Genomic DNA, 14,190 nt, shown 5'->3' on the forward strand with positions numbered 1-14,190 from the left:
CATGCCTAACGTGATTCGCCTCGGTGACGCCACGTCACACGGTGGCAAGGTCATGAGCGTAAGCGCAACCCATTTCACTGTGGACGGCATCCCAGTCGCCCGTGTCGGCGACGTATGCAGTTGTCCTATCAAGGGTCACGACAAATGCACCGTTGCCGAGGGTGATCCAACACATCTCATCGACGGCATCGCGGTTGCCTATGACGGCCATAAAACCACTTGTGGCGCCATCCTGACTGCATCCATTGGAAATTTCAGCAGTCAATAGTCCAGTTAACACTAAACCCGGCAGGCCATAGGCACTGCCGGGTTTGCCAAGACACGCCAGGTGTCTTGGTGGATTTCACGACGGATCAGGCCGCCAGATTCGCCGGATCACGGCGATAGCGGTCGAAGTCCGACGACTTGACCAGTTCGCCGAAATGCACGGTACTGGTGGCGATGTCGTGGAATGCGCCGACCAGGCCCATCTCGCCGCGCGTAATTTTCTCGCGCAGGAAGGCACTGCCCTCGATGATGTCGGCCAGCGAATTCTCGACGTTCTGGCGTGCCACCTGGTCCAGTACCTTCTTGGCGTCGGCACCCTGCGGTGCGTGCGCGCCGCAGCCGCAATCGTCGACCGCCCGGCGGATCTTGCCGGTGATGGCGCCGACGCTGTTCGCCGCTTCGTTCGCCAGCGCCAGGCCGACCGCGCCGCAGCTCGAGTGGCCCTTGACCACGATCAGCTTGGCACCCAGCTTGTGGGCGATCTCCAGGCTGCCGATGATCTCGCGGTTGATCACGTTACCGGCGATGCGGATGGTGAGCAGGTCACCCAGACCGGCGTCGAAAATGATTTCCGGCGAGGTGCGCGAGTCGATGCAGTTGACGATCACCGCCATCGGGTTCTGGCCGCCGGCCGTGGCTTCGACCTGGTCCTGATAGTACTTCGTGGTGACGTGGCCGGCGCGGAAGCGTTCGTTACCGGTGCGCAGCAGCTCCAGGATCCCGGCGGGCTGCAGGTTGTCGCGGGTTTCCTTGTCCAGGAACGGCACGAATTCCATGCTGTCGTGGTGCTGGTATTTCTCGCGCAGGCCGACCACGTTCAGGAGCACGTTGCGCTCGGCGGCGGCCACGCGGTAGTCCTGGATGGTTTCCAGCACGTCTTCGTCGATGTAGTCGGCGTTGCTGGCGTCGATCAGGACCTTCGAGTTGGCCGGGATGTCCCACAGCGCGGTCTTGATGGTGGCCTTGTTCAGGAAGGACACCTGGTTCGGCAGTTCCAGCTTGATGACTTCGCCGATGTGCAGGCGGTATTGTTCCATCGAGAACGGGGTACGGAAGTTACTGCGCATCAGGAAGAACAGGCTCGAAGCCAGGCCGATCAGCACGCCGATCAGCAGGTCGGTGAAGATGATGGCGGCGATGGTGATCACGAACGGCAGGAATTGCGACCAGCCCTTCTTGTACATGTCACGGAACAGCGCCACCTTGGCCAGCTTGTAGCCGGTGAAGATCAGGATCGCGGCCAGTGCCGACAGCGGGATCATGTTCAGGGTCGGTGCCAGCAGCACCACGCTCGCCAGCAGCAGCAGGCCATGCAGCACGGCCGAGGCCTTGGTGCGGTTGTCGTTCTGGATGTTGACCGAGCTGCGCACGATGACCGAGGTCAGCGGCAGGCCGCCGAGCAGGCCGGCGAAGATGTTGCCGACGCCCTGGGCCACCAGTTCGCGGTTGGGCGGCGTTTCACGCTTGTGCGGATCGAGCTTGTCGACGGCTTCGATGTTCAGCAGCGTTTCCAGCGAAGCGACGATGGCGATGGTCACGGCGACGGTCCAGACGTCCGGGTTGGACAGGTGGGCGAGATTCGGCAGCTGCAGGTAGGCACCCAGGTTGCCGGTATCGACGGCCGGGATGTCGACCAGGTGCGCCGGCAGGATCTGCAGGGCCGGGAAGAAGCTGTTGAACGCCATGTTCAGCAGCACGCCGAGGACGACCACGAACAGCGGTGCCGGCAGCAGCTTGATCTTCTTCATCGGGGTCTTGTCCCAGTAGATCAGGACCAGCATCGACAGCGCGGTGATGACCATGGCACCCGGCGTGATGGCATTGAACGTATTCAGCATTGCCGAGAACGTATTTTCGCCATTGGCCTGTGCAAACGAGGTGTCGCCGACATAATTGCTGTCATAGCCGAATGCGTGCGGGATCTGTTTGAGAATCAGCAGAATGCCGATTGCCGCCAGCAAGCCCTTGATCACGTTCGATGGAATGTAATTGGCAATAAAACCGGCGCGCATGACGCCCATTACCAATTGCAATACACCGGCGATCAGGACCGACACCAGCAGGATATCGAATGCACCGAGCTTGGTGATGGAAGCCAGCACCACGGCGGCCAGGCCGGCGGCCGGACCGCTGACGCTGGTGTGAGAACCGCTGATCAAGCCGACGACGATACCGCCGATGATGCCGGAAATAATACCGGCAAACATCGGCGCGCCCGAGGCCAGCGCGATACCCAGGCACAGAGGCAGTGCCACAAGGAAAACGACAATGCCTGCTGGCACGTCATGTTTTAAGGTTGTTGCATTCATAAGAATCCTGGAGAAAAAATGCAGATTGCCAAGTAATGGATTGGTGGCGCCACATTACACGGGGCTGCCTGACACTCGCATTACACGAAAATTACAATTGCATTACACTCGGGATAATCTATCGCCAGATGCTTATGGATGCTTGGGAAAACACAAATTAAAGATTAGTGCAGATTATAAATAAAAATCATAGCATATGCGCTTTTTGAATATGTGATTTTTTTGAAATGGCACATGGCGGATTGGACGGCGTGCAGCGTTGCAGCGAATGTCGATTTCAATAAAACAAGAACAGATATTATTCGTTTGAATGACGCGCTGAATAACGCGTATGCCGCGGGACGGCAGCACAAGGGGAGGCGGACGACGGCAAGATTGTGGCCACGGCGTCTGTCAGGTAGAATAGCTGACTGCGTGTGTCGCCATAGTACAATGGATAGTACAAGGTCCTCCTAAGACTTAGATGCAGGTTCGATTCCTGCTGGCGACACCAGCTCCCGTCTTCCTCCCCGCCTGTCCACGGCGCCTTCGCCGACGCTTTCCCGTTCCGGATGCCGCGCCAGTCGGTACAATGCGCGTTTCATTTACTGTTTCCGACCGCGTCCGCTGACGCCGCGGTCCCGCACACGATCATGGCTGTCATCTCTCTTAGTTCTGCACAATTGGCCTTCGGCCACGTCGCGCTGCTCGACCACGCTGACTTTTCCCTGGAGACCGGCGAACGCGTCGGCCTCATCGGCCGCAACGGCACCGGCAAGTCGTCGCTGCTGAAAGTCATTTCCGGCCGCTCCAAACTCGACGATGGCTTGCTGGTGCAGCAGCAAGGCCTCAAGATCGCCTACGTCGAGCAGGAACCGGCGTTCGATCCGGAGTCGACCGTGTTCGACGCGGTGGCCGGCGGCATGGGCGACCAGCAGGCGATGCTGGCCGAGTACGACGCGCTGACCGGCCAGTTCGGCCAGGGCAACGACGACGCGCTGATGGAGCGCATGCACGAGCTGCAGGTCAAGCTCGATGCGACCGACGCCTGGAATCTCAACAACAAGGTGGAGACCACGCTCGGCCGCCTCGGCCTGAACGGCGACGCGCAGATGAAGACGCTGTCGGGCGGGATGCAGAAGCGCGTGGCGCTGGCCGTGGCGCTGGTGTCGGGTCCGGACGTGCTGCTGCTGGACGAACCGACCAACCACCTGGATTTCCAGTCGATCCTGTGGCTCGAGGGCCTGCTGCGCGAATTCCGCGGCTCGGTGCTGTTCATCACCCACGACCGCCGCTTCCTCGACAACGTGACCACCCGCATCGTCGAGCTGGACCGCGGCAAGCTTCTGTCCTTCCCAGGCAATTTCACCAAGTACCAGGAACGCAAGGCCGAACTGCTGGCCAACGAGGAAGTCGAGAACGCCAAGTTCGACAAGGTGCTGGCCCAGGAAGAAGTCTGGATCCGCAAGGGCGTGCAGGCGCGCCGCACGCGCGACGAAGGCCGCGTGCGCCGCCTCGAGGCCTTGCGCCTGGTGCGTGCCGCGCGCCGTGAACAGCAGGGCCAGGTCAGGCTCGACGTCGGTACCGGCGAGCGCTCGGGCAAGATCGTGGCGGAACTGGAAAACGTGTCGAAGCGCTACGGCGACAAGGTCATCATCAGCGGCTTCACCGGCACCGTGCTGCGCGGCGACAAGGTCGGCCTGATCGGCCCGAACGGCGCCGGCAAGACCACCTTGCTGAAGATTATCCTGGGCGAGGAAACCGCGGACGCCGGCACCGTCAAACTCGGCACCAAGCTGAACGTGGCCTACTTCGACCAGATGCGCAGTCAGCTCAACGAAGAGGCCTCGCTGGCCGACACGATCTCGCCCGGCTCCGACTGGGTCGAGGTCAATGGCCAGCGCAAGCACGTGATGAGCTACCTGGGCGACTTCCTGTTCGCGCCGGAGCGCGCCCGTTCGCCGGTGAAATCGCTGTCCGGCGGCGAACGCAACCGCCTGCTGCTGGCGCGCCTGTTCGCCAAGCCGGCCAACTGCCTGGTGCTGGACGAACCGACCAACGACCTCGACATCGAGACCCTGGAACTGCTGGAGGAACTGCTGACCGACTATCCGGGCACCGTGTTCCTGGTCAGCCACGACCGCACCTTCCTCGACAACGTGGTGACCGAGGTGATCGTGTCCGAAGGGCAGGGCATGTGGCGCGAATACGTCGGCGGCTTCAGCGACTGGGAGCGCGTGCGCGCCGCAGCGCCGGCCCAGGGCGCCGCCGTGCAGCCGGCCAAGCCGGCCGCCGCCAAGGCCGCCGCGGCCCCCGAGCCGAGCGCACCTGTTGCAAAAAAGGTAAAGCTGAGTTACAAGGATCAGCGTGAACTGGATGAATTGCCCAAGCTGATCGCGAGCCTGGAAGACGAGCAGTCGGCGATCGCGGCCATGCTGAGCGGCCCCGACTTCTACAAGACCAATCCCGCCGACGCGCGCCGCATCAATGCGCGCAATGCCGAGATCGAGGAATTGCTGCTCGAGGCGCTGGAGCGCTGGGAAATCCTGGAGGCGCGTGCCAAGGGCGAATGATCCGCCAACCTTTCCATCAATGAGGTGAAATGACGCAGCATGACGACCGCTACGCCGCGCCCGCCGCGGCGGCCGGCCCCGCCGAGGCCACAGGCGCTACCGCGCCGGGCGTCGCTACGCCGATGCTCAACCGTGCGGCCTGGGTGCGCATCCTGCCGTTTGCGGCCTACATGCTGTTCCTCGTCATTGCCGACGTGCTCGAGCGGCTGGGCGTGGCGCCCGGGCCGCTGCGCTGGCTGTATCCGGTCAAGATCGGCGTGGTCGTCCTGCTGCTGGCGCTGTTCTGGCGCCAGTACCATGAACTGAAGCCATTGCGCCTGCGCTTGCCCGCGGCGCTCACGGCCATCGTGACCGGCATCGTCGTGCTGGTGCTGTGGGTCAGCCTCAACGCCGACTGGATGACCATCGGCGCAGCGCCCGGTTTCGATCCGCGCGATGGCGGCCGGATCGACTGGCTGCTGGTGGCGATCCGCATCGCCGGGGCGGCGCTGGTCGTGCCCGTGATGGAAGAATTGTTCTGGCGCTCTTTCCTGATGCGCTGGATCGTGCATCCCGACTTTGAGGCCGTTGAGACATCTCAACTTGGCCTCAAAAGCTTCGTCATCACCGTGCTGCTGTTCGGGTTCGAGCATAACCTTTGGCTGGCCGGTATCGTCGCCGGCGCAGCGTACAGCCTGCTGTACATGCGCCATCGCAACCTGTGGTCGCCGATCCTCGCACATGCCGTCACCAACGGCTTGCTGGGGGTCTGGGTCCTCGTGACCGGCAACTGGTCGTACTGGTAGGAACTTTCCCGGCAGCCCAGGCGCTCGGGACAGTTTCCATGGTCCCGCATCTTTCATTGAAGATGAGCCATCATGCCGAACCCACACCGTCGTTCGCTTGCTTTGCTGGCCTGCCTTGCTGCCGCCACCCCGGCCGGGGCCGGGCCCGGCGACGGCCTGCAACTGGTCGCCAGCCTCGCCTACGGCCATGACGACAACCTGCTGCGCGTACCGGACGGCAATCCGGGCTTCGACAACACACGCCCGGATTCCTGGTGGACGCGCGAAGCCGGCCTGGTGTTCGACCAGACTTACGGCCGCCAGCGCATCGCCGCCGTCGCCCGGCTGTCCAAGAGCGACTTCGACCATTTCAGGCAACTGAACTACGACGGCAAGGACTTGCAGGCCGACTGGTACTGGCAGCTCGGCAACCGCATGCAGGGCAAGGCCGGCACGTCGTACCAGCAGGTGCTGGCGCCGTACACCGACTTCCTCAGTTCCGAGCGCAACCTGCGCAAGACCCGCAGCAGCTACGTCGACGGCAGCTGGCGCTTCCACGCGGCCTGGCAGGTGCGCGCCGGCTACCGGCGCGACCGCTACGAGTACGACGCCGCCAGCCAGCGCTTCAACAACCGCACCGAGGAAGCGCCCGAGATCGAACTCGACTACCTCGCACGCAGCGACAGCACGATCGGCCTGGTGGCGCGCCGGGTCAAGGGCCGCTACCCGTTCCTGCGGCCGGTCGGTCCGTTCAACCTGAACAACGACTTCACCCAGGACGAACTGAAGGCGCGCGTGAAATGGAATGCCAGCGGCGTCACGGTCGTCGAAGCGCTGGCCGGCCACACGCGGCGCAAGCAGCCCTCGTTCGGCGAAGGCACGACCAGCGGGCTGACCGGCAAGGTCAAGGCGACCCTCCAGCCGCACGGCAAGATGACGTACACCGCCGCCATCTGGCGCGACTTCGCGCCGCTGGAGAGCACGATCGTCAGCTACACCCTGAACAAGGGCGTCAGCGCCGGCGCGCAATGGGATGCCACGGCCAAGATCCGGGTCAATGCCGACATCGTCGCCGAGCGCCGCAACTACAATGCGCGCGGCAATACCGTGCCGGGGATTCCCGGGGCTCAGTTGCATGATGCGCTGCGCGACTCGCTGCGTACCGCCACCCTGCGCGCCACCTGGGCGCCGCGGCCGACCGTGCAGGTGTCGGCCGGCTACGCGCACCAGGCACGCAGCGGCGCGGCCGCCCTCGGCACCGGCAGCTTCACGTCGAACAGCGTGACGCTGTCGGCCAGCGCCCAGTTCTGAGCGGTGCTGCCGCGCCGCATCGGGATGCATCCATGGCCGTCAACGACATCCCGCTGATTTCATTCTTCCAGCGCGTGCTCGATCCGTTGATCGTGATGGGCACGCTGTACCTGGCGGCGCTGTGGTTCCGCGCGCCGTTCTCGGGCTACCTGCTGGTGCTGATGGTGCTGGCCTTTTTCATTGCGACGGCGGTGTACCGGCACATCGATCCCTACCGCACCTGGCGCGGCGGACGCACGTGGGCGTACGCGCGCGACACCGTATTCGGCTGGTGCGTGACGATCGCCGTACTGTGGTTTCTCGGCTCGGCCAGCGGCCTGCGCTATTACTACGACGAGCGCGTGCTGCTGGCCTGGGCCGTGGCCACGCCCGCTATCCTGCTGGCCGGGCCGGTCGCCGTGCGCATGCTGTACAGCCCGGCGCGCAGCAGGGAGGTGCGCTCGGTGGCGATCGTCGGCGCCAACGACGTCGGCCTGAAGTTCGCCGCGGTCTGCGAGCGCCATCCGAACCTGTTCATGGCGGTGCGTGGCTTCTTCGACGACCGCACCGACGACCGCCACCCGCCGGCACTGCGCCACCCGATGCTGGGCAAGACGCGCGCGCTGGTGCCGTATGTGCGCGAGCACGGCATCAAGATGATCTTCATCAGCCAGCCGCTGTCGGCCCAGCCGCGCATCCGTACGCTGATCGACGAATTGCAGGACACCACGGCCTCGATCTATTTCCTGCCCGACGTGTATATCTTCGACCTGATGCAGGCGCGCTTCGACAACGTCGGCGGCATGCCGGTGATCGCGATCCGCGAAAGCCCCTTCATGGGCTTGAACAGCACGGTCAAGCGCGCCTCCGACATCGTGCTGGCCAGCCTGTTCCTGCTGCTGCTGGCGCCGCTGATGGCGGCCATCGCCGTCGCCGTCCGATTGGAGTCGCCCGGACCGGCGATCTTCCGCCAGCGCCGCTACGGCCTGTATGGAGAAGAGATCATCGTCTACAAGTTCCGCTCGATGACGGTGATGGAAAACGACCAGGCCGTGGTCCAGGCCAGCCGCCAGGATGGACGCGTGACCCGCATCGGCCGCGTGCTGCGCCGTACTTCGCTCGACGAACTGCCGCAGTTCATCAACGTGCTGCAAGGGCGCATGAGCATCGTCGGCCCGCGTCCGCATGCGGTGGCGCACAACGAGCAGTACCGCAAGCTGATCAAGGGCTACATGCTGCGCCACAAGGTGAGGCCGGGCATCACCGGCTGGGCCCAGGTGAATGGCTTGCGTGGCGAAACCGCGACGCTGGACAAGATGGAGGCACGTATCCAGTACGACCTGGATTACCTGCGCAACTGGTCGGTGTGGCTGGACCTGTGGATCATCCTGCGCACGGTGAAAGTGGTGCTGAGTCGTGAAAATGCATATTAGGATTTGTTTGCCATAAATTGATCGAAGTTAGCGTCACTTAAAGCCGACTTAAAGAAGACGCTTCAATCGGATCGACGCTTGCGACGGCGGCTGGGCTGCGTAGAATTTTTGCTGAATTTGCAATTCTTTGGGCGGGGCCTTTGCCCCTACTGTGGAGAGGCAAGCCATGAAGACGGCGTTGATCACGGGGGTGACCGGACAGGATGGCTCGTACCTGGCCGAACTGCTGCTCGCGAAGGGTTACGAAGTGCATGGGATCAAGCGGCGCGCCTCGCTGTTCAACACCGGGCGCATCGACCACATCTACCAGGACCCGCATGCCGACAACCAGAACTTCTTCCTGCACTACGGCGACCTGTCCGACACCTCGAACCTGAACCGCATCCTGTGCCAGGTGGCGCCGGACGAAGTCTACAACCTGGGGGCGATGAGCCACGTGGCGGTCTCCTTCGACACGCCGGAATACACCGCCGACGTCGACGCCCTTGGCACGCTGCGCCTGCTGGAAGCGATCCGCTTCCTCGGCCTCGACGACAAGACCCGCTTCTACCAGGCCTCGACCTCGGAACTGTACGGGCTGGTGCAGGAAACGCCGCAGCGCGAGACCACGCCTTTCTATCCGCGCAGCCCGTACGCGGTGGCCAAGCTGTACGCCTACTGGATCACCGTCAATTACCGCGAAGCCTATGGCATGTATGCCTGCAACGGCATCCTGTTCAACCACGAATCGCCGCGCCGGGGCGAGACCTTTGTCACGCGCAAGATCACGCGCGGCCTGGCCAACATCGCCCAGGGCCTGGAACCGATGCTCTACCTCGGCAACCTGAACGCACTGCGCGACTGGGGCCATGCGCGCGACTACGTCGAAGCGCAGTGGCTGATGCTGCAGCAGGACGCGCCCGAGGATTACGTGATCGCCACCGGGCGCCAGCATGCGGTGCGCGAGTTCGTCGAGCACGCGGCGCGCGCACTCGGGGTCGAGCTCGCCTGGCAGGGCGAGGGCGTGCACGAGCGCGGCATCGCGGCGGCGGTGAGCGGCGTTAATGCACCCGGCATTGTGCCAGGCCAACCGATCGTCGCGGTCGATCCCCAATACTTTCGACCGACGGAGGTCGAAACGCTATTGGGCGATCCGGGCAAGGCGCGCCGCCGCCTGGGCTGGGAACCGCGCACCAGCTTCGAAGCGATGGTGCAGGAGATGGTGGCATGCGACCTCGAGACGGCGCGCCGCCACCGGCTGCTGGCCGCCCATGGCTACAACGTTGCAATTTCTGTGGAGTGAATCTCGATGACGCAAGCTTGCATCTATGTCGCCGGTCACCAGGGCCTGGTCGGCTCGGCCATCGTGCGCGCGCTGCGCGCCGGCGGCCACACCAACATCGTCACGCGCAGCCATCGCGAACTGGAACTGACCGACCAGGCGCAGGTGCGCGAGTTCTTCCGCGGCGAACGCATCGACCAGGTTTACCTGGCCGCGGCCCGGGTCGGCGGCATCCATGCCAACAACACGTATCCGGCTGAATTTATCTACGACAATCTGATGGTGCAGGCCAACGTCGTCCACGAAGCCTGGCGCAACGGCGTGCACAAGCTGCTGTTCCTCGGCTCGTCCTGCATCTACCCGCGCCTGGCGCCGCAGCCGATCCCCGAGGAAGCGCTGATGAGCGGGGCACTAGAACCGACCAACGAAGCCTACGCGATGGCCAAGATCGCCGGCATCAAGCTGTGCGAAAGCTACAACCGCCAGTACGGCACCGATTACCGCAGCGTGATGCCGACCAACCTGTACGGCCCCGGCGACAACTACCACCCCGAGAACAGCCACGTGATCCCGGCCCTGGTGCGGCGCTTCCACGAAGCCCGCGTGAGCGACGCGCCGGAAGTGGCGATCTGGGGCAGCGGCAAGCCGATGCGCGAATTCCTGTACGTCGACGACATGGCCGCGGCCGGCATCTTCGTGATGAACCTCGACCATGCGCTGCATGCCGCCAGTACCGGGCCGCTGCATTCGCACCTGAACGTCGGCACCGGCGAAGACGTCACCATCGCCGAGCTGGCGCGGCTGGTGGCCGGGGTGGTCGGCTACCGCGGCCGCATCCGCTTCGATACCAGCAAGCCCGACGGCACGCCGCGCAAGCTGCTCGACGTGTCGCGCCTGACGCGGCTGGGCTGGCAGGCGGGCACGCCGCTGGACGAAGGCTTGCGCCGCACCTACGGCGCCTTCCTGGCTTCCGGGGCCGGTGCCGACCGCCGCGCCGCGGCCTGAGTGCACTGTATTTCACAGATAACCGAGCGGATGCCAATGATGAAGACATCTTTCATTCCGAAACTGGGCCTGGCCTGCATCGTGGTGGCGGGCCTGGGAGGCTGTAGCGACAAGGCCGCAGAAAAGAAGCCCGGCCAGGCGCTGGCCAGCGTGAACGGCGCAGAAGTCACGGTCCTGCAACTGAACGAAGAGCTGCAGCGCGCCAATGTCGCCGCCAACCAGCAGGACTCGGCCAGCAAGCAATTGCTGCAGGTCCTGATCGACCGCCAGCTGCTGCAGGAAGCCGCGGCCAGGGAAAACCTGGACCGCGATCCCAAGGTCATGCAGGCGGTCGACCGCGCGCGCTCCCTGATCGTCGCCCAGGCCTACCTGCAAAAACGCATCGGCAACGTCGCACGTCCGACGCCGCAGGAGGTCGAAGCCTATTTCAACAGGAACCCGGATTTCTTTGCCAGCCGCAAGCAGTTCAGCATGGACGAGCTGGTGATCGCCGCCGCCGACCTGACGCCCGAGGTGCGCGCCGCCGCCGACGGCGCCAGGTCGCTGGAAGAAGTCGCGGTGTGGCTGGATGCGCACAAGATCAAGTATGGCCGCACCCAGGTCACGCGCACCACTGCCGACGTGCCGCGCCAGTTGGCCGACAAGCTGCTCGGCATGCCGAAGGGGCAGTTGTTCGCGGTCAGGGAGGGGCCGCGCGCGATGTTCGTCGCCGTGACCGAGGTCAGGGAAGCGCCGGTATCGCTGCAGGTGGCGGCGCCGCAGATCGAACAGTTCTTGATGAAGCAAAAAAACCAGGAACTGGCCGCCGAGGAATTGAAGCGCCTGCGCAACGGCGCCAGCATCGTGTACCTGAACAAGACCATGATGCCGGACGCGAAGCCGGCCGGTGTGCAACCCGCGGCGGCACATGCGCCGGCCGCGGCCGCGGCCGCGGCATCGGCTTCGTCCCCGGCCCCGTCCCCGGCACCGGCCGACAGCGCCGGCGGTGCCGACAAGGCTGCGCTCGACCGCGGCGTTGCAGGCCTGAAGTGAATCGCTCGACATCGACGCACAAGAAGGAGGGAACATGAAACGGCTCATCAAGTTCATGCTCGTGTGGCTGGCCGCGGCCAGCCTGGGACTGGCGGCAGGCGGGGCGCAGGCCGCCGACGTGCTGCTCGGCCCGGGCGACGTGGTCAAGGCGACGGTCTATGGCAGCCCCGACCTGGCGGTCGAGACCCGGGTCTCGGAACGCGGCACGCTGACCTTCCCGCTGCTGGGCGAGGTGCAGGTCGGCGGCCTGAGCACGCAGCAGGCCGAGAAGAAGATCGGCGGCTTGCTGGAAAAGGGCGGCTACCTCAAAAAGGCGCAGGTGAACCTCTTGATCACCACGCTGGCCAGCCAGCAGGTGTCGGTGCTGGGTCAGGTCAACAAACCGGGCCGCTACCCGGTCGACGGGCCGCGCAAGGTGCTCGACCTGCTGGCGCTGGCCGGCGGCATCGGGCCGGAAGGCGGCGACATGGTGACCCTGGTACGCAACCGCAGCGGCCAGACCACGCGCGAGACGCTGGACGTGGTCGACATGGTGCGCAAGGGCGAACTCAACCGCGACTACGAAGTCGCCGGCGGCGACATCATCTTCGTCGAACGCGCGCCCAAGGCCTACATCACCGGCGAGGTGCAGCGTCCGGGGCCGTTCCGCATCGAGCGGGCGATGACCGTGCAGCAGGCGGTCTCGGCAGGCGGCGGGCTGACCATCCGCGGCACCCAGCGCGGCCTGCAGATCGCGCGCCGCGACCCGTCCGGCGGCCAGCGCACGATCGAGGCCAAGGCCGACGACCTGGTCCAGATCGACGACGTCATCATCGTCCCCGAGAGCTGGTTTTGATGCATCCGTTTGAAGGTCGATCATGAGTCTCCACCAATTCCTGCTGATCCTGCTTGCGCGGAAAAAAATCATCCTGGCGACCCTGGTGACGACGGTCGCGCTGGCGCTCGGCGTCAGCCTGGTGCTGTCGAAGACCTACAAGGCGACGGCATCGGTGCTGTTGAACTACAAGGGCGTCGATCCGCTGACCGGGCTGACCATGCCGGGGCAGCTGCTGCCGGGCTACATGGCGACCCAGATCGACATCATCAGCAGCAAGAACGTGGCGCTGCGCGTGGTCGATGCGCTGCGCCTGGCCAGCGTCCCGGCCGTCATCCAGCAGTTCCAGGAAGCCAACGAGGGCAGGGGATCGGTGCGCGACTGGCTGGCCGACCTGCTGCTGAGGAAGCTCGACATCGTGCCCTCGCGCGAATCGTCGGTGGTCGAGATCAGCTTCAAGGGCGCCGATCCGGCCTTTGCGGCGGCGGTCGCGAATGCCTTCGCCGACGAGTACCAGAAGATCACGGTCCAGCTCAAGACCGAGCCGGCGAAAAAGGCGTCGAGCTATTTCAACGAGCAGACGCGGCAGCTGCGCGACAACGTCGAAGCGGCCCAGGCGCGGCTCTCGAAGTACCAGCAGGAAAAAGGCATCGTCAGTTTGGATCCCAACCGCATCGACGTCGAACTGGCGCGCCTGAGCGACCTGTCGGCCCAGCTGGTGCAGGCCCAGAGCGCCGCCATGGAAGGCAATTCGCGCCAGGCCGCCGCGAATGCCTCGGCGCTCGGTTCGCCCGACGTCGCCAACAACGTGCTGATCCAGACCATGCGCGCCAACGTCGCCATGGCCGAAGGCAAGTTCGCCGACACCAGCCAGCGCTACGGCAACAACCACCCGCAATACCTGGCTGCCAAGGCCGAGCTCGACAAGGTGCGCGGCGAGCTGGCCGCAGCCATGGGCACGGTGTCGCGCAGCGTCGGCGCCAATGCCCAGGTGCTCCGCCAGCGCGAAGCCGACCTGCGCGCGGCCGTGGCCGAGCAGAAGACCCGGGTGCTGGAACTCAACCGCGCGCGCGACGAGCTCGGCGTGCTGCTGAAAGACCTCGACAGCGCCCAGCGCGCCTTCGACGCCGCCTCCCAGCGCTTTTCCCAGACCCGCATCGAGGCCTTGTCCGAGCAGTCCGACATCTCGCTGCTGAACCCGGCCGTGGCGCCGCTCGAGCCGTCCAGTCCGCGCGTGCTGCTGAATACCCTGGTCGCGGTCCTGCTCGGCACCATCCTCGGCGTCGGCCTGGCCCTGCTGCTGGAACTGCTGAACCGCCCGCTGCGCTCGAGCGGCGACCTCAAGGACATGCTGGGCATCCCGGTGCTCGGCACGGTCGAATGGCAGCCGGTGGCCGCCCGCACCGGCGGCCTGCGCAGCCTGATGCGGCCGCGCCGCCCCCTGCGCCTGAACTGATTGCCCG

At 64.8% G+C, this 14,190-nt stretch carries 11 protein-coding genes and 1 tRNA gene; 11 read left to right on the plus strand and 1 reads right to left on the minus strand.

All coding sequences use genetic code 11. The features are described 5' to 3' along the window. Position 1: 1 nt before the first annotated feature. Positions 2-268 (plus strand): PAAR domain-containing protein, encoded by a 267-nt coding sequence (locus FBX97_RS02170; RefSeq protein WP_141828610.1) that lies wholly within the window; start codon positions 2-4, stop codon positions 266-268. Between the two features lie 85 nt (positions 269-353). Here the strand turns inward: FBX97_RS02170 and FBX97_RS02175 are convergent, their stop codons facing one another. Then, positions 354-2,576 (minus strand): bifunctional SulP family inorganic anion transporter/carbonic anhydrase, encoded by a 2,223-nt coding sequence (locus tag FBX97_RS02175; protein ID WP_141828611.1) that lies wholly within the window; start codon positions 2,574-2,576, stop codon positions 354-356. Between the two features lie 418 nt (positions 2,577-2,994). Between FBX97_RS02175 and FBX97_RS02180 the strand changes: the two genes are divergently transcribed. The 10 genes from FBX97_RS02180 (at position 2,995) to epsF (ending at position 14,183) form a co-directional block, all read left to right on the plus strand. Further along, a tRNA-Arg gene (locus FBX97_RS02180) sits at positions 2,995-3,069 on the plus strand. Positions 3,070-3,208: 139 nt separating this feature from the next. After that, positions 3,209-5,128 carry an ATP-binding cassette domain-containing protein gene (locus tag FBX97_RS02185; protein ID WP_141828612.1) on the plus strand — a complete coding sequence of 640 codons (1,920 nt, stop codon included), beginning with the start codon at positions 3,209-3,211 and terminating at the stop codon, positions 5,126-5,128. A gap of 29 nt (positions 5,129-5,157) precedes the next feature. Next, positions 5,158-5,913 carry a CAAX prenyl protease-related protein gene (locus tag FBX97_RS02190; RefSeq protein WP_141828613.1) on the plus strand — a complete coding sequence of 252 codons (756 nt, stop codon included), beginning with the start codon at positions 5,158-5,160 and terminating at the stop codon, positions 5,911-5,913. Between the two features lie 72 nt (positions 5,914-5,985). Further along, positions 5,986-7,203, plus strand: a complete 1,218-nt coding sequence (gene epsL / locus FBX97_RS02195; RefSeq protein WP_141828614.1) for an XrtB/PEP-CTERM-associated polysaccharide biosynthesis outer membrane protein EpsL — start codon at positions 5,986-5,988, stop codon at positions 7,201-7,203. Between the two features lie 32 nt (positions 7,204-7,235). Then, positions 7,236-8,615 (plus strand): undecaprenyl-phosphate glucose phosphotransferase, encoded by a 1,380-nt coding sequence (locus FBX97_RS02200; RefSeq protein WP_141828615.1) that lies wholly within the window; start codon positions 7,236-7,238, stop codon positions 8,613-8,615. Positions 8,616-8,781: 166 nt separating this feature from the next. Next, positions 8,782-9,897, plus strand: a complete 1,116-nt coding sequence (gene gmd, locus FBX97_RS02205) for a GDP-mannose 4,6-dehydratase (protein ID WP_141828616.1) — start codon at positions 8,782-8,784, stop codon at positions 9,895-9,897. A gap of 6 nt (positions 9,898-9,903) precedes the next feature. Further along, positions 9,904-10,881 carry a GDP-L-fucose synthase gene (locus tag FBX97_RS02210; protein ID WP_141828617.1) on the plus strand — a complete coding sequence of 326 codons (978 nt, stop codon included), beginning with the start codon at positions 9,904-9,906 and terminating at the stop codon, positions 10,879-10,881. Between the two features lie 36 nt (positions 10,882-10,917). Continuing rightward, a complete protein-coding gene (locus FBX97_RS02215) occupies positions 10,918-11,913 on the plus strand; it encodes an EpsD family peptidyl-prolyl cis-trans isomerase (protein ID WP_255517256.1) in 996 nt (331 codons plus the stop codon). Positions 11,914-11,947: 34 nt separating this feature from the next. Continuing rightward, positions 11,948-12,748, plus strand: a complete 801-nt coding sequence (gene epsE / locus FBX97_RS02220) for a polysaccharide export protein EpsE (protein ID WP_141828619.1) — start codon at positions 11,948-11,950, stop codon at positions 12,746-12,748. Between the two features lie 22 nt (positions 12,749-12,770). Next, positions 12,771-14,183, plus strand: a complete 1,413-nt coding sequence (gene epsF / locus FBX97_RS02225; RefSeq protein ID WP_141828620.1) for a chain length determinant protein EpsF — start codon at positions 12,771-12,773, stop codon at positions 14,181-14,183. The last annotated feature ends 7 nt before the right edge of the window (positions 14,184-14,190 follow it).

Source organism: Herbaspirillum sp. SJZ107, assembly GCF_006715485.1.
Lineage (GTDB): Bacteria > Pseudomonadota > Gammaproteobacteria > Burkholderiales > Burkholderiaceae_D > Telluria.

Bases quoted from the DNA above. Each gene is read 5' to 3' on its own strand.
- epsL (WP_141828614.1), top strand. From the start codon at position 5,986: ATGCCGAACCCACACCGTCGTTCGCTTGCTTTGCTGGCCTGCCTTGCT.
- FBX97_RS02175 (WP_141828611.1), bottom strand. From the start codon at position 2,576: ATGAATGCAACAACCTTAAAACATGACGTGCCAGCAGGCATTGTCGTT.
- FBX97_RS02190 (WP_141828613.1), top strand. From the start codon at position 5,158: ATGACGCAGCATGACGACCGCTACGCCGCGCCCGCCGCGGCGGCCGGC.
- epsE (WP_141828619.1), top strand. From the start codon at position 11,948: ATGAAACGGCTCATCAAGTTCATGCTCGTGTGGCTGGCCGCGGCCAGC.
- FBX97_RS02185 (WP_141828612.1), top strand. From the start codon at position 3,209: ATGGCTGTCATCTCTCTTAGTTCTGCACAATTGGCCTTCGGCCACGTC.
- FBX97_RS02215 (WP_255517256.1), top strand. From the start codon at position 10,918: ATGATGAAGACATCTTTCATTCCGAAACTGGGCCTGGCCTGCATCGTG.
- epsF (WP_141828620.1), top strand. From the start codon at position 12,771: ATGAGTCTCCACCAATTCCTGCTGATCCTGCTTGCGCGGAAAAAAATC.
- gmd (WP_141828616.1), top strand. From the start codon at position 8,782: ATGAAGACGGCGTTGATCACGGGGGTGACCGGACAGGATGGCTCGTAC.
- FBX97_RS02170 (WP_141828610.1), top strand. From the start codon at position 2: ATGCCTAACGTGATTCGCCTCGGTGACGCCACGTCACACGGTGGCAAG.
- FBX97_RS02200 (WP_141828615.1), top strand. From the start codon at position 7,236: ATGGCCGTCAACGACATCCCGCTGATTTCATTCTTCCAGCGCGTGCTC.
- FBX97_RS02210 (WP_141828617.1), top strand. From the start codon at position 9,904: ATGACGCAAGCTTGCATCTATGTCGCCGGTCACCAGGGCCTGGTCGGC.